A 22593-nucleotide genomic window follows, 5' to 3' on the forward strand; every position below is an offset into this window, starting at 1 on the left:
GAGAGTCATCGTATGAAAAAAATCGTCGGAATCGTCCTACAGTCCTTTTTATGGATCTATTTCGTGATTTCCGTATATCCGTTAATTTGGATGGTCTTCTATTCGTTGAAAAACAACGATGAAATCTTCGTAACCAATCCTTTCGGAATACCGACGCACTTCAGATTCGAGAATTACGTGAATGCCTGGAATAAATTCAGTGTCCCTACCTATATCGCCAATAGTATAGTTGTCTCTACGATTACGACGATCGGTGTTATCCTCTTCGCCGTCATGTTTGCATATGCCATTGCCAGGCTTCGGTGGAAATTTCGAGAAGCGGTACGGATTTACATGATTATTGGCATGTTTATTCCGATTCAGGTCATCATCATTCCCTTGGCGATTATCGTGAAAGATTTTCACTTGACGAATACGTACGGCGCTTTATTGATCCCTTACGTGGCGTTCGGACTGCCCTTTGCATCGATGGTATTTTACGGCTTCCTACGAGGGATTCCGCAAGAGCTGGAAGAATCGGCTTGTATGGATGGCGCCTCCATTTATCTCGCTTTCATTCGCATAATTTTGCCGATCCTCACTCCGGCAGTCGCAACCATTGCTATTCTTCAGTTTATGGGGACTTGGAATGAGTTTTTTTTGGCGTCGATCTTGATTACAAAAGAACAATTAATGACCTTGCCAATTGGGCTCATCTACTTTCAAGGCCTTCATGCGACCGATTGGGGCGGAATGGGCGCTGTCATGACGATCGCGAGCTTGCCGATGGTCGTGTTATACCTGATTTTCACCGAACAAGTAGAAAGCGCTTTGACGGTCAGTTCTGCCGTGAAGGGTTGAATAGACAAATTCGCACTATCAGTAAGCTTGATTGGAGGCCCGTTATTATCTGGGTTCATATCAAAAATACGATAATAGGAGGCAATTTATGTCGAAAAGGTTTTTGGGATTGTTACTGAGCCTTATGCTTTTGACTCTCGTGTTCACGTCGGGGTGGCCGGTCGGAAATCGGGTTTACGCAGATGAAACTGGTATATATGAAGCTGAAGCTGCTGCAAATACGCTCACCGGCAACGCATCCGTGAATCATTGCGGAGCGTGCTCGGGTGGAAAGAAGGTAGGCGGCCTTTACCAAGGCGCATCTTTAAAAATCAGCAATGTTAGCGCTCCAGTCAGCGGAAATTACAAGGTAACCGTTTATTATATTTCCGGGGATCCCCGGTCGGCGAATATTAGCGTCAACGGCGGGTCAAAGGAATATGTCAATTTTCCGGCAACCGCGGATTGGAATACAGTCGGAAGCTACGATGTGACGTTAGCTTTGAACGCCGGCAGCAATACGATCCTGTTCGACGATAACAACTGGTACGCGCCTGATATCGATCGAATCGTCGTGGGAGGACTCGTAGGACAAAACCCGACGGATGGCGTCTACGAAGCCGAAGCGGCAGCGAACACGCTCACTGGTAACGCCTCCGTGAACGATTGCGGAGCGTGCTCGGGTGGAAAGAAGGTAGGCGGCCTTTACCAAGGAGCATCTTTAAAGATCAGCAATGTTAGCGCTTCCGACAGTGGAAATTACAAGGTAACCGTTTATTATATTTCTGGGGATCCCCGTTCGGCGAATATCAGCGTTAACGGCGGGTCAAAGGAATATGTCAATTTTCCGCCAACCGCGGATTGGAATACGATTGGAAGCTACGATGTGACGTTAGCTTTGAACGCCGGGAGCAATACAATTTTGTTCGACGACAACAACGGGTACGCCCCTGATATCGACCGAATCGTCGTGGGGGGACTGGATAGCGTCTTCGAAGCCGAGGCGGCAGGCAACACGCTCATCGGAAACGCCTCCGTGGGTGGTTGCGGATCATGCTCGGGTGGAAAGAAGGTAGGCAATCTTTACCAAGGATCTTCCTTGCGGTTTAACGATGTCACCGCTATCACGAGCGGAAATTACAAAGTAACGGTTTATTATATTTCCGGGGATACCCGTTCGGCTAATATCAGCGTTAACGACGGGGCAAAAGAATATTTTAATTTTCCGGCAACTACAGATTGGAATACAGTCGGAAGCTACGATGTGATGTTACCTTTGAACGCCGGCAGTAATACGATCTTGATCGACGATAATAATTGGTATGCGCCTGACTTTGATCGAATCGTCGTGCATGCTGCAGATAACGGAACCGGGAATCCTGGAGACGATGAAGGTGATATTGGAAATCCGCTCAATCCCGTCAACTTTGGGACGATAACCGTTACCCCATATACGGCAGGCATGTTGATTTCCAATGGACAGTACAGTGTTACCTATCATTCGGGGACCGGATATACGGATTATCAATGGAATAACGGCCAGCAGCTAAAAGGTGTGTACGGAAAAATTAAGCTGAACGGCGAGGAATTGAATACGATAGATTACGAGTCTCATTCGCTCGCTATAGAGCAGATTACTCCTCTCAATGACCATTTTGGTACAGGCATTGAGGTTATCTTTACACATATGAAGGTAGGGAAGCCGACACTTAGACAAGTGTATGATTTCTATGAAGGTAAGCATTATTTCCTCTCCAGGCTTGATGCGATCAGCGGACAAACGATCAGCACCAACTATATGGCGCCGGCAGCTGTTAAACGGGCTGGAGGCGTGACGACCGGTCAAATGGCCGATAACCGTATATTAGTTGTACCGTTTGATAACGACATGTGGATTCGCTATGCAGCTCAGACACTGAACCGTACCGATACCAGTTATGAGGTCACGGCGATTTACGACAATGCGTCACGTCAGGGGCTGATTCTCGGATCTGTCACGCATGACCATTGGAAAACGGGCATTGGTTGGAGCGGGTTGAATAATCAACTCAATCAGTTGACCGTATATGGAGGAGCATCCTCCAGTATTACCCATGATTCGCAGCCGCATGGCAGCTTGACTGGAACAAAGATTTCCTCTCCGACCATTCTAATTGGCGGTTATGCCGATTATCGCGAAGGTTTAGAAGAGTATGGGCGTGCAAATGCTATTATCGCCCCAGCGAGAAGGTTGGACAGCACATTACCGCAAGGCGTGCCGGTAGGTTGGAATAGCTGGGGAGGAATAGGTTGGACCTTAACTTATCAGGACATTATAGACACTTCGAACTATTTTAAACATCATCTGCCTATATTTAATAATAACGGCGCCGTTTATATCAATACGGATGCTCACGGGGTTCAATTGACGGAGGAACAAAAGGAACAGGCGATTGCCGTCATTCACGCCAACGGCCAGCATGCGGGCGGTTACTGGGCACCGTTCACTTTCTGGGGAGACAATTTGAATCAGCCGGTTGAAGGCACGAATAACCAGTATACATACATGGATATTCTGCTTAGGGATAGTTCCGGCAATCTGCTGCCGAAACTAGACGGTGCATATGCGATCGATGTGACACATCCGGGGGCGAAACGAATGTTCGCTTTTAATATAGAGCACTTCAAACAAATTGGTTATTCTTATTTGAAGATGGATTTTCTTTCGCATGGGGCATTGGAAGGCAAGCATGCGGATCCTAACTTCACGACGGGTATCCAAGCATATAATGAAGGTATGCGATATATCAATGAGGTATTGGATGGCAAGCTTTTCGTAAGCCAGTCGATTGCACCGCTCTTCCCATCTCAATACGCGAATAGCAGACGAATCGCTACCGATACGTTCGGTTCGATTCACGATTCCGAATACGAGCTCAACGCGTTGACCTACGGTTGGTGGCAGAATGCGACGATCTATAATTTTACAGACCCGGATCATATCTCGCTCACTCGCGCAGGTTCCTTGACGGAAGCGCGCAGCCGCTTGAATTCAGCGGTTATTTCCGGTACGGTGCTCTTGGATGGGGACAATGTCAATAATCCGATAGCACAAGAGTATATGTCAAAGCTGTATTCGAATCCGAAAGTCATTCAGCTCGCATTGAAAGGGAAAGCATTTAGACCGGTCGAAGGAAATACATGGGCGAATGCGGCTGATACATTCGTGTTGAAGGATGGCAATGATCATTATTTGGCCGTCTTTAACTATAGCGGTAACGCATCAGCTATCAAGACATTAGATCTTGCGCGTGCCGGACTTCCGTCAGGAATAACTTATAGCCTTGAGGATTTGTGGACTGGCGATGTTTCCGATGTAAGCGGAACGAAGGAGCTTATGCTTCAGCCTGCCGAATCCAAACTGTTCAAGCTTACGAAGGAGACTGCTCCGACGGCGACGGTCAGTTATAGCCAAACCGGTCCGACAAACCAGAATGTGACGGCAACGATCACGCCAAGTAAAGCGGTAACCATTACCAATAACGGCGGCTCGCCCAACTACACTTTCACAGCAAACGGCAGCTTCACCTTTGAGTTCGTGGACGCAGTCGGTTATACCGGGAGCGCGGTGGCGACCGTAAGCAATATCGACCGAGTCGCGCCAACGCTGCATCTCTTGAGCGATAAGCCTATAATAGAGGGAAATAACCATAAAATGGTGACGGTCACCATTAGCGTATATGCGAATGGAACCGGCTCCGATATCGCATCTGTCGTGCTTACCTCGATAACATCGAATGAGCCTGATAACGGTCTTGGCGACGGCGATACGGTGAATGACATACAGGATGCAGCAATCGGAACATACGACACATCGTTCAGCCTCCGCGCGGAACGATCCGGTAAAGGCAACGGCCGAATTTATACGATTACGTATACCGCCATCGATCTGGCTGGAAACATAACAGTCGCATCCACGCAGGTGGTTGTTCCTAAGAAGAAGGACAAATGAGTGCAAGAACAACAGCAGCTCTCCAGTGGAGGGCTGCCGTTTATAAATCAAAAGATACCTCCGCATCCACAAGGACGCGGGGGTATTCTTATACATTCCGACTCGGCGCGCATTTTCCTCCGCGGTGCCGCGGGCGATCCAGTCGTCCGCGTAGCCCAGTTTTTTATTAATAATAAATTAATATTCCGCATTAATGTGACCTAGCAACCTTAGCGCACTTTAACCCGTCTATGAATTGTTCACATTGAAGTTAACTAAAAGTAGTACATAAGAAATACACACCCGTCAAATAAGATCAATGAATATTGTGAAAAGAAGTGAAATTGATTGAATAGCACTTAACACCAGTAAGAGGTACTCTATGTGAACAGTATGTTATTAGCGTAGGTTATCTCTTGAGAACGAAAGTGAGGTTGTTGAACATGAATAAAAACATCCTTTTAGTTGAGGATGATATACGAATGAGAGAGATCGTAGTAGACTATTTTTCGAAAGAAGATTTTCGAGTTATTGTAGCTGAGAATGGTAGAGAAGCGATGGAGCTTTTTGAAATAGAGGCAATAGATTTGGTCTTATTAGACATTATGATACCAGAGCTAGATGGTTGGTCGGTTTGTAAAAGGTTAAGGAAAATTTCGGACGTACCTATCATCATGTTAACAGCGCGAGCAGAAGAAGAGGACAAACTAATGGGATATGACCTGGGTGCAGATGACTATGTAACCAAGCCCTTTAGCCCAAGGGTATTGGTAGCCAAGGCCAAAACACTTCTAAAAAGGGCGGAGGGCTCAATCGGTCAAACGGATGGTTTTATTGCGTACAAAGGCATAGAAATAAACAGACTCTCCCGTACCGCAAAGATGGACAATGAGAAAATCGATCTTGCACCAAAGGAATACGAGCTGCTAGTTTATTTATTGGAGAACAAAGGGATTGTATTAACGAGAGAAAGCATTATGAGCAGGGTTTGGGGCTACGACTTTATAGGTGATTTAAGAGCTGTTGATACCCATATAAAGAAGCTTAGGAACAAGCTTAAGGATAAATCAATCTACATCTCCACCGTTATAGGATCTGGCTATAAGTTCGAGGTAAATAGGTGATAAAACGAAGCGTTACTTTTAAACTATTTATCATTACACTGTTATCTTATTCCTTGTTCTTAGGTATTTTCATGGTAGGACAGACTCTATTCTATAAAAGCTTTTATTTATATATGAAAAAATCGAAATTAGAAAATAGTATTGAGAAATTCAGCATGATGTATGAACATGAAAAATGGGATAGCGAAGCTAGTACTCGAAACGTTAACAAATTTGCTGTCCAAAACAATTCTCAGATCGCTATTTTGGATGAAAATGAGGACATAAAGTTTAGTCCTTCTTATGGAATCGTTGTGGAAACGATGGACAAGACGAAACTAAAGATTCTCCTAAACAATATTGTTTATCTGGAGGGTTTTCAAAAGTTAAAGCTGACTATGGGTTCGCAAATAGAGGTAGAGGGTATTTTTCATGATAAGCTAAATCAAATCATTTACCTTTCTAGTATAAAAAATGATACTGATAAGTGGAGAAATTCTAATTTAGAGATGGCTAATGACACAACAGGTGCTCTAATTGAAGGTACTTTAATAAATAAAGAACTGAATACAGCAGAAATGAGTGAGTTGCTTTCTCTTAAGAAAATTAGCGGGAAAATAATTGCTTTGGATATCCCCACTCAAATTTCACAAATGGGCAGTTATAGCAGAGGATTGTTGGGGTCATCGATTGACTATTGGAAGGGTCTCCAACTGCTGAATAAAATTATAATAGAGCCTGGAAAAACCAATCAGTTTCACTATACGAACCCTTCAAATGGCATGGATAATATCGTGTTTGTTAGGCCTGTAAACAAAGAAAATGGGACTTCGCCGGAATATGTATTTGCGATAACTTCACTTCAGCCTGTTGGAGAAGCTGTTGATGTGATAAAAGATTACTACTTTTATGCATTTTTAGTTGCTTTATTATTTATTGCAGTGATGGCTTTACTTTTCTCCAAAATCCTCTCAAAGCCATTCATTAAGATGAATCAAGTTGCTACCAGAATGGCAAATTTGGATTTTTCGGAAGAGGTTCCTGTGAAATCTATGGATGAATTTGGAAATATGGCGGTTAGCTTAAATCGTTTATCTAAAAATCTCGGTACTAGTCTGAATGAATTAAAGATTGCCAATGAACAGCTCCAACGTGATATCGAAAAAGAAAAACTGCTTGAAGTCATGCGCAAAGATTTCGTAGCCAGTGTCTCTCATGAACTCAAAACACCTCTGGGAATCATCAAGGGATTTGCCGAAGGGGTTAAAGATCATATAGCGGAGCATAAAAGAGAGCATTACATTGATGTAATACTTGATGAGATTGATAATATGAATGAATTGGTGCTGGATTTACTGGACTTGGCCGAGCTTGAATCCAAATCTTACAAGTTGGATTTAGTTTGCTTTCCTATCATGGATCTTATTCATAATGTGAAATATAGGCTTACCAACCCAATTAACGAGAAAAAGCTTCAATTAAAGCTTGAAAATGAAGGAGAAGATCTTAAAGTCTTTGGGGATTTAAGAAGACTGGAGCAGGTTGTAACAAACATTTTGAGTAATGCGATCAGACATACCTATTACGAAGGATTTATTCAAATAAATGTGCAACAAATACAAAATTCAGTTTGTATCTCTGTGGAAAATAGCGGAAAGCCAATTGGAGATGACGATCTAAATTTAATCTGGGATCGATTCTACAGGGCTGAAAAATCTCGAGATCGGAAAACAGGGGGCACCGGACTCGGCTTATCCATCGTAAAGAATATCCTTGAGATGCACGGAAGTGAGTTTGGTGTTGAAAATACAAAGCATGGTGTTCGGTTCTATTTCACTCTAACAAGTCCTTATTTACCTTTGGCATTATGAGCAATAGTAGGTAATGGTGAAAGTATATCTTAACCAATTATTTAGTAGAGTCTCATTAGAACATTAAAATTCGTTCTTATTCTATAAAAACCTGTGCAAAATTGCGCGGGTTTATTTTTTTTATGTATAAATGTATCGAACGAAAAAGTCAGGGGAAAATCGTGTGGCTTAGCAGTCTCTAAAAAACCTCATAAAAATAATGGGTGAAAGATCCAATAATTATTTTGGCTAAAAACTGGTATAATCAACTAGCTACTCATTTAATGTTTCCACCCATGTTCATAAAAAAACGAAAAATGAAGGAAGTTACATATGCATAATAAATCAAATGCAGCAAGGTTTAATACTCCTTTTAAAATCACTTTTGTCTATGTGTTTATAGGTTGTCTATGGGTACTCCTATCTGATAGATTAATGGACACACTTAACATGTCAGCGACAATTACTATACATACATCGAAGGGGCTATTTTATGTTCTAAGTACGGCTTTGATTCTTTATTTTTGGGTCAAACGTTTGAAAAAAGCGCTTACCGAAAGTGAAGAACGTTATCGAATACTTGTGGAACATTCGCCTGAACCGGTAATCGTTCACAGTCAAGGAAATATAGTCTTTATTAACCCTGCTGGAATTAAAATATTTGGCGCAACTAGACCAGATCAAATTTTGGGTCAACCAGTCATTAATTTCGTTCATCCAGACTTTATAGACATTGCGAAGAAACGTATTAGGCAAGTCTCAGAGGAAGGAAAACCAACGGATCCCATTGATCAGCAATTTTTACGTCTGGATCGTCAAGTTTTTGATGTAGAGGTTCGAGGAGTTCCTATTGTCTTCCTTGGTAAACCGGCTGTACAGCTTTTATGTAGGGATATATCTGAGCGTAAACAAGCCCAGCGTATGCTGGAAGAAAGAGAACAAAGTTATAAATCGCTTGTAGATCATAATCCTGATGCCATTTTTTCTTTAGATTTAAACGGGGGTATGCTTCATAGTAATCCTGTTACTGAGAAGATAATGGGTTATCAGAAGGAAGAGCTTCATAATCAATCCTTTATTCACTTCATTGTAGCTCCGGATCAAGAGAAAACATCGCATCAGTTTGAAAAGGCGGTAAAAGGTGAATCAAATAACATCGAAATTGCGATCAAACATAAAGATGGGACAAACGTGGAACTAAATTTGAAGCTGGTTCCTATTATTGTCAACGGTAAAATCGATGGTGTTTACGGTATTGCAAAAGATATCACTGAACGAAAGCGAACAGAAGAACTATTGCTTAAGTCAGAGAAGCTTTCGGTAGTGGGGCAGCTTGCGGCTGGTGTTGCTCATGAAATTCGAAATCCGTTGACCTCACTTAGAGGATTTGTTCAATTATTACAAACGAGGATTGATGGTTATAAAGAGTTTTTTCAGATCATGTTATCTGAATTGGATCGAATCAATGATATTGTTAGCGAGTTTATGGTTATTGCCAAACCGCAAGTAGTGAATTTTGAGATGAAGGATCTTAGAAAAACGCTTCAAGATGTGATATCGCTGCTAGACACACAAGCAATTCTTAGTAAAGTACAAATTCATACGGAGATTATTCATGACGACATTCCTTTAATCAATTGTGAGGAAAATCAATTAAAACAGGTATTCATTAATATTCTTAAAAATGCGATTGAGGCGATGACAAGTGGGGGAGATATCATTATTCAAATGAAGGTAGACGACAATAAAATTATTATTCGTTTTATTGACGAAGGCTGTGGAATCTCGGAAGAACGATTGCCGATGTTAGGCGAACCCTTTTACACGACAAAAGAAAAAGGGACTGGATTAGGATTAATGGTATGTCATAAAATCATTGAAGCGCACCGCGGGACTCTCCATATAAAAAGTCAGATCGATGCGGGAACAACTGTTGATCTTATTTTGCCAATATAGAAATAAAACTATAGCTATTAATAAAGCCGCGCGCAGCGCGGTTTTATTAATTTACGGATATAAGGGGCAATAACTTTGGATATCGGAGGTACTCTGGGAAAGGTGATCATAAATAATCATGTAAACAACCAAAAAGATCATGAAAAGTAATCATAGGTGTAGCTATAATTTTCTTAGAGACGGAAGTGGTTTTGTCATTCGCAGATTTGCAAACGCTTGCAAAAAATGTCGTTTTATACGAGAGGATGAGTGAGGATGAAACGAAAAACAATCCTGGCTACTGTAGTCTGCAATCTTTGTTTGGGTTTAATTGGGACAGCTCCCGCTTTCGCGGAGAATGCTTCCCAATTTGACATGAAGACATCAGATCTCGAATCGACGGGTGAATTTACCGTTACCGTGAAAGGTAATAATATTCAAGATTTATACGCTTATGAGGCCAAATTTAGCTTTGATCCAAGCAAACTGGAGGTTGTAAGCGCAGATACGAATATAGAAGGCTTCTCCGTCTCTCCACTGATCAAAGGGAATGAGCTGACGATCGCGCATACCAAAGTGGGCAAGGTAGATGGTGAGAAGGGGAATTTAGATATCGGCACAATCACCTTTCGAGCTAAGAAAGCGGGAGTAACGAACATTAAATGGAACACGCTAAAAATTGTAGATCACAATTTAAAAAGTCAATCCTTTACTCGGAATGACGCCGTAGATTTCACTAAAATATTCAGCGATCTTGCAGGGCATTGGGCCAAGACAGATGTTATGCAGATGGTTATTCAAGACATTGTAGAGGGAATGGATGACGATCATTTTGCGCCGGATACGAGCGTGACTAGGGCGCAATTTGCGACACTGCTTGCTAAAGCATTGCAGCTGAAAGATCACGAAGCAGATCAGGTGCCATTCAACGATGTAGCAGCTGGCAGCTGGTATGAAGGGACAGTGAAGAAGGCCTTCTCGGCTGGACTCATTAATGGGATTTCTGCAACGGCATTTGCTCCTGAGACCAACATTACACGTGAAGAAATGACAGCGATGCTGATTAGAGCCAAGGCATATGCAAGCGGAACGAAAGTCGAGGATATGAAGATGGACGAATCGATCCATTTTGGAGATGATGGCGCAGTGAGTGACTGGGCAGCAGCCTTTGTCAAGCTTGCCGTCGGAGCAAAACTCATGGAGGGGCGAACGACTACAGACTTTGCACCACTGGCACCTGCAAGCCGGGCGGAAGCGGTTGTTGTTCTGAAGCGACTTTTGGCTGGGGGAGTGTGAGGGGATGCTCCTCCGGACTTCTGGCAAATAGGGAGATATTGTCTGTCGTTCAGCCAATTAAAGGACATCGCCCTAAATAGACCGAATGTATGTCTACGAAGTCTTATTTCGTATTTGAAATTACGGGGTGAAGGTGTTGAAGTTATTTACTAAACCATGGTCATTTTCAGTGACTCTCCATATCTTGTTAGTCGTCATGGTTGTTTTTCCGATCGTGACTATCAGTACCATGATTCTTCAAGTATACAAACGCGATTTACTACAGCAAACAACGGAGCGGACCCTACAAACACTCCATGCTGTCACCTATTCAGCCCAGCAGGAGATCAGTAAAATTGAATACGCTACCGCTGCCGTCGGTGTGGATCGAGATATTTTATCAACAGCCACATCCTTGCATCAAGCGGATGAGAGCAACCGATTCAAGGATATCAACGACCTTACACTTGCGCTGAGCAGATACACCTACTCCATGTCCAGCCAGCTGCTGGCGATCCACTTTTTCTATAAAGATGGTGGCGTGTATTCGTATAAGCAGAACTTGACCAAGGACGAGCAGGAGCTGCGTTCAGAAGAGTGGTATCAGAAGTTACTTCAGCACAAAGATAATGTGCAGTTTCTTAGTCTTCAGCAAACGCTCTTATATGGTGTAAGGGAACCGTTAGCCGTGACAGCCGCAATTGCACCCAGTGACTACCATACGCTAAGTAATGTCGAAATGATTTATTTTTCACTGAATGAGGAAGCGTTTGATAAGATCTTGAGACAGCAGCCCAACGACGATTCCACCTATGTCATCGTCAGCAAGGAAGGTCAAGTTGTCACAGCCAGCTACAATTGGGATCAATCTAGCTTAACGACGGCCAAACTAGAGCAAATCAGAGGTGCGCGTGAGGGCCATTTTATCGATCAGGTGAGTGGTCGTCAAATGATGGTCACCTATGCGAGCGTTGGAGATACAGGCTGGAAAGCGATTCAAGAGATCCCCTACAGTAAAGTAACGGCCAATTATGAACGTATTTTTAAGTTCGTCCTATTTGCAACCATCGCGGTTATCGTGGTATTTCTGCTGATTTCCTTTTATTTAGTTCACAGTTTAACTAGGCCTATTCACGTATTAGTCCGTAAAATGTCCCTTGTGATGGAAGGGGAGCTGAACGCCAAGATTGGGACTTCTAAAATAGCGGAAATGGCAGCGCTTGGCAGAACGTTCAATCATATGCTTGATCAAATTAAGCTGCTTCTACGGCAGCGGGAGGAACAAGAGCAAGCAAAGCGGAAAGCAGAGTTCGCTGCCTTGCAGTCGCAAATAAATCCGCACTTTCTCATTAATACATTGAATGCCATCAAGCTAATGGCGCTGATCAGTAAGGCGGACAACATCCGTAATATGACCAATGCGCTGATGCGACTCGTCTCCTCCGCATTTAACCGAGGCGGTGTACTTATCCGTTTTTCCGATGAAATCGCTAACTTAAAGCATTATCTCTACATCATGGAGATTCGTTACGGCAATAAATTTGAAGTTGAATGGCATATCGACCCGCAGGCAGAATCGAAGTATTTACTCAAGCTGCTCATTCAACCGATTTTGGAAAACAGCATCGTACACGGTATGGCCGGCAAAGAAACCCGTGGGAAAATCGTCATTCAAGCACACATTCATGAAGGCAGTTTGCACATCATAATCTCCGATAATGGCGAGGGGATGACAGATGAGCAGCTCGAAGAGTTCCGTACAAGGCGCAGCCCGCATACGTTTACAGGCATGGGCGTTGCCAATGTCCATCACCGGATCCAGCTGCACCATGGCGAGGATTATGGCATTATTTTGACAGTGAATGAGCCCAAAGGAACGAAAGTGTCGATGAAAATCCCGATTATTCATCGTGATCAGGAAGAGGAGCGACCACTTCAGTTGGAGGCTTAAAGCAGTTCATAAAAGATCAAGTTCATAGCCGAAAAGATCATTTGGATGCGTTTTCATCCCGTGTATGATAAAGACAGGTTAAACAATCAACCGAATCAAAGAAACATTCATTGGAGGGGTTTCAAGAATGGGAAAAACAAAATTGATAAGCACAGCATTAGTAGGCGGACTTGTTATGCTGAGTGCATTGACAGGCTGCGCCAAGGATACGGCAACACCAGCAGCAGCTTCAGTCAAACCAGCCGAAAGTAAAGCGGCAGCAGCGACGCCAAAACCAGCGGATCCCGTTAAGTTAAAACTTGCGATGTGGGATGCCAAAGGGGATCTTAAATTCTGGACAGACAAAGTGAAGGAATACACGAAGCTGAAGCCGAACGTGACCGTAGATATTGAGATGGTACCGGATAACGGCGGTCAATACTTAAAGGTACGATTAGCTGCCAATGATTTGCCGGATCTGTTCTACCTCAAGCCTGCGCATATGCAAATTTACAAACAATCTCTCCTTCCACTCGATGACTTAGCAGGGGCTAAGAATAACAAGTTCCCTGCGAAAATTGATGGAAAAATATTAGGCGCACCGCTCGTTTCTTTCTCGGAATTCGTCTACTTCCACCCAAGTATCTTCAAAGAGTTGAACTTGGAAGTGCCGAAAACGATGCCTGAGTTCTTATCCACGATGGATAAAATTAAAACGAATGGGAAATATACGCCAATCGCCATCGGCGGCAAGGAAGACTGGACGTTCTATCCATTTATGGAATTCGGCCCTCACATTCTCTCAGGGGATGAGAACTACTTAGCGAATTTGGCGAAGACGCCGGAGCCTTTCGGAGAGGGCAGTACATTTGATAAAGCTGGGAAAATCATTAAAGAAATGTCAACGAAGAAACTGGCAGGACCTGATGCTCTATCCATATCCTTCGATCAATCGACACAATTATTTGAATCCAAAAAAGCGGCGATGATCGCAGCAGGTCAATGGTACTATGGAGACTATGCTAACAGAGTGAAAACAGATGAAGATCTTGGCGTATTCCCTCTTCCTTTCCGCACGACAGAAAGCGAGTCACTGATATCCATGACCGTATCCGATATGAATATCGGGATTAACAAAAACAGTAAAAATGTAGAAGAGGCGAAAGCATTCTTCGATTGGATGTTCAGTAAAGATGTATACCAATCCTTCATTAATATGGCGCAACAGTTCTCCACGATCAATGGTGTGAGCACGGATCTTCCTTTCTTTAACAAATGGACAGAAAAGTATCCGTTTAAACCATTTATCTACTCAGCAACGGATGAAGGCTTTGCCAAAGTGAGCGGTGCGGCACAATTTGATTTCAAAAAAGCTGCACAGGAAATCTACTCCGGTAAACCGATCGACACCTTGGAGAAAGAATTGAACAACAAGTGGAAGAAAGCGGTTGAATCGAACAAATAGGTAATTAAATAGAGGGTACTTTCTGAGCGATTGGAATAGTGCCCTCTCTTGTATACAGGAGTGATTACATGAATTATCGCATGCAGCAGAAAGTCGTCATCGTTTCGTTTCTATTCGTACCTGTTGCGCTCTTACTTTTGTTTTTGATCTATCCGACTTTGCAGTTGTTTCGCTACAGCTTTACGAGTTGGGATGGGTATAGCCCAAGTTTTAAGTACATTGGTTTTAACAATTATAAGCAAATGCTGTTTGATTTCCCTGAAGCTTGGCATGCCATAAGGAACAACGTCACCTATTTTATTTTACATGCCATTGCCATCCCGCTTGAAATCATTATGGCCGTTCTCTTAACAAGAGCACTGCGAGGGAGTGCGTTCTTCCGCTTCTCGGTGTTGATGCCTTACATTATCAATGGTATCGCGGTGGCGTATATGTTCAGCTACATTTATAATCCGATCAATGGTCCGTTGAATGAGCTTTTGAAAGCGATGGGGCTCGAATCATGGATTCAAAGCTGGTTGAGCGATGCGAAGATTGTGAATTATTCCTTGGTCGTTGTTTCATTATGGCGTTACAGCGGCGTGCATATCGTGTTGTTTCTAGCAGGACTGCAATCGATTCCGAAAGACCTGTATGAAGCGGCAGAAATTGATGGGGCGAACTTTTGGCAGCAGCAAAGGTATGTAACGCTCCCAGGCATCCGACGCGTGATCGAAATTATTTTGTTCATGAATGTATCTGGAGCCCTACTGCAGTATGATATTCCGCTTGTTATGACGAACGGAGGTCCAGGCAGCGCAAGCAGCACATTTGGACTCTTTTCACTCCAAACCGCATTTACTTACAACAATTACGGTCTGGCTTCAGCGATGGCAGTTATTCTTTTATTACTGATTATTATTTTTTCATCGTTGCAAGCGTGGATCGTGAGAGACAGGAGTGGAGCTTAGCATGGAACGAACACTAACGCTTGAACAGACGAGAAAGCAGCCGTTGCCAAGCCGTACGCGATCGATGAGCAAACAGCGTGTAGCTGCTAATATCGTGTACTATATACTTTTTACGCTCATGGCTATCCTGATTTTCGTACCGATTTTACTAGTTCTATTTGGTTCGTTTAAAACGAATTTGGAGCTAGCCGAAACGTCGCCGTTTTCGCTTCCGAAGAGCTTTCTTCATATCGATAATTACGTGAGTGCTTTGAAAGAAGGCAATATGATTCGCGGGCTTGGGAACTCGATTCTGCTTGTGGTATTGAGTATGCTAGGAAATATGCTGCTTGGGACGATGACTGCATTTGTGCTCAATCGGTTTCAGTTCCGTATGAAAAAGTGGATTCTCCTCCTGTTTATGATGTCGATGATCATTCCGGCATATACGACAGAAATTGCTCGCTTTCAGCTCCTACATACACTGGGCGTTTATAATACGCTCGGGGCACCGCTTCTTATTTATATTGGCACGGATATTATGCAGATTTACATTTACATGCAATTTCTCGAAAAGATTTCGGTACAGCTTGACGAGAGTGCTATGCTGGATGGAGCGTCGTATGTTCGAATCTTCCGTTCGATCATTTTCCCGCTGCTGCTGCCTGCTACGGCAACACTGGCAATCTTAAAAAGTGTGACGATCATGAATGATATCTTCGTTCAGCAGTTATATATGCCTAGCAAAAAGTTGGCGACGCTCGCTACTTCATTGACTTCATTCGTAAGTACGCGCAGTTCAGACTTGTCTATGCTTTGTGCAGGTATTATTATCGTTTTATTGCCGAGTGCCATCTTCTATATCGTTTTTCAGCGGTATATTTTTAAAGGACTTATGGATGGAGCGGTGAAAGGATAAGTACAAAGGAATTAACTTCACGGATGGGGGATGAACAGGTTGTTTAAGCTGATGATTGTCGACGATGAACCGCTTGTTCGTCTAGCTCTTCAACATATGATCGATTGGGAGAGTATGGGCATCCAGGCGGTTGTTGAAGCTGGCGATGGCATGGAAGCTCTTGCTATTCTGGAGCAGCAAGGCGATATCGATCTGATGCTGCTTGATATTGAGATGCCCAGACTTGGCGGTATCGAGCTGCTGCGAGCGCATCCAGCAATTGCACAGAAGCGAAGACCTGTCGCCATCATGCTTAGCGCCTATAGCGAGTATAGCTATGTGAGAGAAGCTTTTGTGCTAGGCGCGATTGATTTCATAGTGAAGTCGGATATGGATGAGGAACATCTGGTTCCCGTTGTTTTGAAGGCAGTCAATGAACTTCGAACACGGGAGACGCCAACGCCTGTTGTAGCATATACGAATGAAGAGATCGATAGGAAAAGTGAAACCCTTCGACAGCTCATTTCTATCAATCCCCTACAGGAAGAATCGGCCTATGCAGCTATTGGGGCTGGCATCTCGGAGTGGCTTGAAGAATTGAATCAGTTGGTTGCCGTGATTGCCATTTCGCAAGGCTCATCTGAGGTATCAAGGACGGGGAGGAGCTTAAAAGATGGTCAGACGCAGCGGTTTATAATGCAGTCCGTGCAAACTGTTCTGGACGCCATGTCAATGAAGCATCTCTTATATGCGAAGAGCCAGTCCGAATATGTGCTATTCTGTTCGTTCGCAGAATTTCGCAGTGAAAGTATGATTCGAGAAAAAGTACAGGCTGCCTTCTCTATGATTCAAACCCGACTAAATCAGTATGTTAATGTGTCCATATCGATTGGGATTAGTGATCTAGCTAGCGGTATGAAGCATTGGTACCGGTTGTATCAGCAAGCCGCCCATTTGGCCGCCATGAGTTATTTTGCCGGATTTAATAAGGTGTTCTATCCTGAGAGCTGTATGGAGCTTGGAAAATACGGTGCGGAAAGCGGAGTTGAGCATGCCCGTAAGCTGCAGGTTACGCTGAAAGCAACGGGAGCAGGTATCGCGCAGCTGCTAGAACAAAGTAACGCCCAGTTATGGTCCAAGGAGTTTGAGCAGATGGAGCTGCTGCTAGGGCAAACATGGGGCTGGAGACCCCAAGATGTCCACACCGCGTTTGAGGATTTGCTTTGGGAGCTTGGAGGACTGCTTTATCGAAAAGGTATTCGTTGGGATGACCTCGACGAAGAACTCCAGCATCCTTTTGAATACATGAAAAGTTTGGAGACATTGGACGAAACGAAAGTCTGGCTGCATCGGATGTGCAGTCAGTTATTTCAACAGATTCACGGAAAGACAACAGAGGTTAACTATAGCGGTGTTGTCACACTAGCCAAGCAATTTCTTGATCTCCATTATACGGAGGACGTCAACCTCACGTTGATTAGCGAAATGGTTGGCGTAAGCGAAGGCTATTTAAGTAAGCAATTTACCAAAGAAGTCGGTTGTAATTTCATTCAATATTTAACGAATTTACGCATCGAGGAATCGAAACGGTTAATGAAAAAGAAGGGCAATAAAATTACGGATATTGCTGAAACGGTCGGGTATTTGAATGTGGAGCATTTCAGCAGAATGTTCAAGAAAACGACGGGATACAGCCCAAAGCTGTATCGGGAGAGTTTGATGAACGGGTAGCGGTATTTGATGATGAAAGTGTATTTTCGCTGAAGATACGCTTGATTCGTTATGTCTTCAATGATACATGTCGTATCATGTCGAGTTTCGTCGCAATATGCAAGACCGCTTTTTGATAACCAGAAAGGGTGATTGTTTTGCGCAAGCTGCTGAGATTAACCATGAAGAAGAAAACGATTGTAAGTCTCCTGATGGCCGCAAGTATAACGACTGGATGGACTGGCATATCTACTGTTTTGCCGATTGAAACCGCACATGCGGCATCTACCGTTACTTACACAGGCTCTGCGGGGCCTCCAGCGCATAACCTTGCACTTTGGTATCGACAACCAGCAACGGATTGGCAAACACAAGCGCTGCCGATTGGTAATGGATTCATGGGCGGCATGGTGTTTGGCGGTGTTGATCAAGAGCATATTCAGTTTAACGAGAAGACACTCTGGACGGGTGGCCCAAGGTCAAAAGCGGGAGGGGGAAGAGACGGCAACAGAGATGGGGCTGCGGACCATTTAGCGGATGTACGTCAGAAGCTGGCCAGTGGCGATGTAGCCGGTGCAAGTGCCATTGCGGAGCAATACTTGACAGGAACATTAAATGATTATCCGGAGTTTGGGAATTATCAAAATTTCGGCGATATTTACTTCGATTTCGCACTTCCAGCTTCAGTGAATGTTACCGACTATCGGCGCGAGCTTGATCTGGAGGAAGGTATTGCGCGAGTGACCTACAAACAGAATGGTATCACGTATACACGCGAATATTTCATGAGCTATCCAGATAACGTGATGGTTATGCGGGTTACTAGCAGTCAACCGAATCAAATGAATTTGGATATTAGGGTGACAAGTCCGCAAACGACGCCTTCTATCGTGGCTAATGGCAGTACACTGACCTTGAGCGGCAAGCTGGCTGACAATGAGATGGCGTACGAGTCACAGTTCCGTGTCCAAACCGATGAGGGGACGGTGACTGCTGGCAGTGGGAAGCTGACGGTAGCTAGTGCTAGCTCTGTGACGATTCTCATGTCGGCTGCCACCGATTACGCCAATCATTATCCGGACTATGTGGGAACGGATCCACATGTAACTGTGAATGACAGACTGGTAGCAGCTTCTGCCAAGAGCTATGAGACATTGAGATCACGGCATCTGTCCGATTATCAAAACCTTTTCAAGCGCGTATCCCTGAATCTGAATGATCAGGTTGCTACAATACCTACAGACCAACTCCTGACAAGTTATAAAAGTACGCGCAACAGTGCTTTAGAGTCCCTCTTTTTCCAATACGGCCGCTACTTGCTCATTGCTTCTTCGCGTGAAGGTTCGCTTCCAGCTAATCTACAAGGGGTTTGGAATAACTCGAAGACACCGCCTTGGGGCGCGGATTACCATACGAACATTAATCTTGAGATGAATTATTGGCCATCTGAAGTAACGAATTTGAGTGAAACAGCAATTCCGTATGTTGATTTTATTGATTCTTTACGAGCTCCAGGCAGAGTCACAGCGCAGAAACATCATGGTGTAACGGGTTCTGGTTGGACGATCCATACGTTTACCAGTATTTTTGGCTACACCGCACCGGGCTGGGATATCAGCAATTGGGGTTGGCAGCCAGCGGCAGGAGCTTTCCTCTCGCAGCAGTTATGGGAGAAATATTTGTTCACTGGCGATACGGACTATTTAAGAAATAAGTTGTATCCCATTATGAAAGAAGCGGCTGAGTTTTGGACAAAAACGCTTGTCACGGATACAGACGGGACTTTAGTCTCGACGCCGGGTGTCTCGCCTGAACATGGCTCCTTAAGTATCGGTGACTCCTATGACCAAGAGTTAGTTTGGCAATTATTCACCAATTGCATTGAAGCAAGTCAAGTGCTCGGTATCGATGCTCAATTCCGCAACGAACTCCTAGATAAACGCAGCAAGCTCTCTATGCCGAAAATTGGGAAATACGGGCAAGTACAGGAGTGGAAACAGGATGTAGATGATCCCAATGATCAACATCGCCACATTTCTCATTTAGTTGGTTTATATCCTGGCAACTTAATCAATAAAGTAACAACGCCCGACCTGTTCAATGCGGCGAGAGTAACCCTTACACAGCGTGGCGATGAAGCAGAGGGGTGGAGTAGAGCGAACAAACTGAACATGTGGGCTCGCATGCTCGATGGCGACCATGCCGAGAAAATTCTCCAAGGACAGCTTGACGTGAGTACTTATTCGAATTTATTCAATATAGGTCCACCATTTCAGATTGACGGGAACTTCGGAGGAACATCCGGGATCGCTGAAATGTTATTACAAAGTCATACAGGAAGTATTGACTTGTTACCTGCACTTCCTTCTGCTTGGCCAAAGGGTGACGTGAAGGGATTGAAGGCAAGAGGCGATTTTGAAGTGGATATGAGCTGGAACGGGACAATACTGACGAGTGCGAAAATCACTTCCTTAGAGGGCAATGTGGCACATGTAAAGGAGAAAACGTTCACGCATACGGGGCAATTTCAAGTGTTGAAAGCGGCTGACGCTACTCCGGTGAGCTACACGCGTAGTGGTGATACAATCGCTTTTGCTACCGAAGCGGGCCAATCCTATACGATTACATCTAGTGTCACACCGCCTCCACTTCCACCAACGCAAGTGCAATCACCGGCACATACGACGACAACGGTGGATTTGCAGTGGACGGCACCTACTAGCGGAGCAACGGTTGCGGGCTATGTGGTGGACGTTTACCAAGGTTCGACGAAAACGCGAAGTATCAATGTGCCAGCTGCAAGCACAAGCCTGCAGGTAACAGGGTTAAACGAGAAGCAGCTATACCGCTTCGTGGTTTGGTCCAAAGATGCCGAAGGCACACTTTCTACGACTAGTAATGAAACGACTGCATTTACCTTTGTAGGGGATGCTTATCAGCAAAATTTCGACAATAGTGTAGTTGGCGGCTGGAAGAAGACATCTACGACGGGAAGCGCCACATTCAGCGTGGAAAGCAACGCATTGAAAGTGGTTGCTAATCCAGTAGCGATCATGGTCGACGATAATTCACCGTTGTACAAAGATGCTGACTTGGCCATGAAGCTGAAGGTTCAAACAGGAATGGGGAGAGTCGGACTGCTCTTCCGCTATACGGACGTTAACAATTATGCCGGTGTGCTATATGATGGCAAATGGCTATGGTATTACGTGAAAGACGGAGTAGAACACTATGGTGAACTAGCTCCAATAACGCTTACGAATGGCCAAACGTATGACGTGAAAGCGAGTTTTGTTGATTCCAGTATTAAACTATGGATCGACGGTCAACAGGTTGGCTCTACAACCGTAGCTGATTTTTTAAATACGCCTGGGAAAATAGGGCTGAGAACATGGTTTGATAGCAAAGTCTTGTATATCGACGATGTGAATTATATCAATACAAGACCGATTGCTGTTCAACCCGTACAGAAAATCAAGGTTGATGACCGTGATCCTGCCATTGTGTACACGGGGACATGGAGCACGTATAACGATAGCGGGGATTATAGCGGTACGGAGAAGTACAGTGGTACGGCAGGTGCATCGGCACAGTTTACCTTTGTCGGTACCTCAATTGATTTCATCAGTATGAAGCAAACAAATCTGGGGAAAATCGATGTGTATCTAGATGGCGAGTTAGCACAGGCAGATATCGATGGCTATGCAACCTCGACGACTAAACAAGTTGTCCTGTTTAGTCGAAGCGGGTTAGTTGCTGGAACACATACAATTAAGGTCGTCGTGAAAGGAACGAAAAATGCTGCCTCCAGTAATACAATCGGGGCTATCGATGCTTTTGTATATACGCCGGCAACGAATCCGCTCCAATCGATTACGTTAACGAATATTCCGGCAGCGATGAAAGTGGGAGATACGGTCAGTTCGGTCGTCTATGCAACATACGGTGAGAACGATAGCTCACTTGTTACCGAGGGCATAACGTATGAAAGCAGTAATCCGTTGGTTGCTTCCATCGACAGCATGGGCATCATCCATGCTTTAAGCGCAGGGCAAGCAACCATTACTGCGGCATGGGGAGGAAAGCAGGCTACGCAAGATGTGATTGTATCAGCTGTAATTACAAGTGAACCGACAGCGTCCTTAACTGGACCGGCATTCATCACGACTGGTGCTCAATTTACCGTGCAATATGCGTTGACGCCTATGCAGAATGTGTATGCACAGGATCTAACCATTACGTATAACCCTGATCAATTGGCCTTCCTTTCGGTGCAGTCCCTTTATCCTAATCTGATTATCGTGAATAAATCAGAACAACCGGGCCAGGTTAGACTTTTGTTAGCAAGCACGAATGCAGATGCTGCGAATGTGAATGGCGGTTTGCTAACTTTACATTGGCAGGCCAAAACCATCACACAATCCGCAGCGCTCACACTAGCTAACGTAAAGGTAGCGAATGGCAGCGGGGTTGAATCACACGTGATTGGAAACTCGCTCAGCGTGCAAATCAGATCTATTTCAGGCGATTTGAATGTAGATGGCAAATTCTCCATTGGTGACTTAGCGATTGTGGCTTCCGCATATGGCAAAACGTCAGCAGACGCAGATTGGAATCAATACAAGCTGGCCGATATCGACTATGACAACGATGTAGACATTGATGACCTTGCATGGGTAGCATCCAAGATTTTGGAATAGGGCGTAATT

The 22593-nt window shown here is 44.2% G+C and carries 13 protein-coding genes; all 13 read left to right on the plus strand.

Going from position 1 to position 22593, the window contains the following annotated elements:
• Window positions 1-12 precede the first annotated feature (12 nt).
• Window positions 13-840 (plus strand): carbohydrate ABC transporter permease, encoded by an 828-nt coding sequence (locus AC58QO_RS00760; protein ID WP_497263132.1) that lies wholly within the window; start codon window positions 13-15, stop codon window positions 838-840.
• A gap of 88 nt (window positions 841-928) precedes the next feature.
• Window positions 929-4810, plus strand: a complete 3882-nt coding sequence (locus tag AC58QO_RS00765; RefSeq protein WP_497263134.1) for a carbohydrate-binding protein — start codon at window positions 929-931, stop codon at window positions 4808-4810.
• Window positions 4811-5014, plus strand: a complete 204-nt coding sequence (locus AC58QO_RS00770; RefSeq protein WP_497263136.1) for a hypothetical protein — start codon at window positions 4811-4813, stop codon at window positions 5012-5014.
• A 218-nt stretch (window positions 5015-5232) separates the two neighbouring features.
• Window positions 5233-5913: a response regulator transcription factor gene (locus tag AC58QO_RS00775; protein ID WP_497263138.1), complete on the plus strand. Its 681-nt coding sequence runs from the start codon at window positions 5233-5235 to the stop codon at window positions 5911-5913.
• Entirely contained in the window at window positions 5910-7763 is a 1854-nt protein-coding gene (locus AC58QO_RS00780) for a sensor histidine kinase (RefSeq protein ID WP_497263140.1), read from the plus strand. Before AC58QO_RS00775 ends, AC58QO_RS00780 begins: the two co-directional genes overlap by 4 nt.
• A gap of 312 nt (window positions 7764-8075) precedes the next feature.
• Window positions 8076-9698 carry a PAS domain-containing sensor histidine kinase gene (locus tag AC58QO_RS00785; protein WP_497263142.1) on the plus strand — a complete coding sequence of 541 codons (1623 nt, stop codon included), beginning with the start codon at window positions 8076-8078 and terminating at the stop codon, window positions 9696-9698.
• A 255-nt stretch (window positions 9699-9953) separates the two neighbouring features.
• Window positions 9954-10973, plus strand: coding sequence for an S-layer homology domain-containing protein (locus AC58QO_RS00790; protein ID WP_497263144.1), 1020 nt, complete (start codon window positions 9954-9956; stop codon window positions 10971-10973).
• A gap of 136 nt (window positions 10974-11109) precedes the next feature.
• Entirely contained in the window at window positions 11110-12903 is a 1794-nt protein-coding gene (locus AC58QO_RS00795) for a sensor histidine kinase (protein ID WP_497263146.1), read from the plus strand.
• Window positions 12904-13030: 127 nt separating this feature from the next.
• Window positions 13031-14347, plus strand: a complete 1317-nt coding sequence (locus AC58QO_RS00800) for an ABC transporter substrate-binding protein (RefSeq protein WP_497263148.1) — start codon at window positions 13031-13033, stop codon at window positions 14345-14347.
• A 68-nt stretch (window positions 14348-14415) separates the two neighbouring features.
• Window positions 14416-15297: a carbohydrate ABC transporter permease gene (locus tag AC58QO_RS00805; RefSeq protein WP_497249411.1), complete on the plus strand. Its 882-nt coding sequence runs from the start codon at window positions 14416-14418 to the stop codon at window positions 15295-15297.
• 1 nt (window position 15298) lies between these two features.
• On the plus strand, window positions 15299-16195 hold the full coding sequence (locus AC58QO_RS00810) for a carbohydrate ABC transporter permease (protein ID WP_497263150.1): 897 nt from the start codon (window positions 15299-15301) through the stop codon (window positions 16193-16195).
• Window positions 16196-16234: 39 nt separating this feature from the next.
• Window positions 16235-17905 (plus strand): helix-turn-helix domain-containing protein, encoded by a 1671-nt coding sequence (locus AC58QO_RS00815; RefSeq protein WP_497263152.1) that lies wholly within the window; start codon window positions 16235-16237, stop codon window positions 17903-17905.
• Window positions 17906-18042: 137 nt separating this feature from the next.
• Window positions 18043-22584: a glycosyl hydrolase family 95 catalytic domain-containing protein gene (locus tag AC58QO_RS00820; protein WP_497263154.1), complete on the plus strand. Its 4542-nt coding sequence runs from the start codon at window positions 18043-18045 to the stop codon at window positions 22582-22584.
• The last annotated feature ends 9 nt before the right edge of the window (window positions 22585-22593 follow it).

The sequence above is a fragment of the Paenibacillus sp. J31R30 genome (assembly GCF_059692115.1).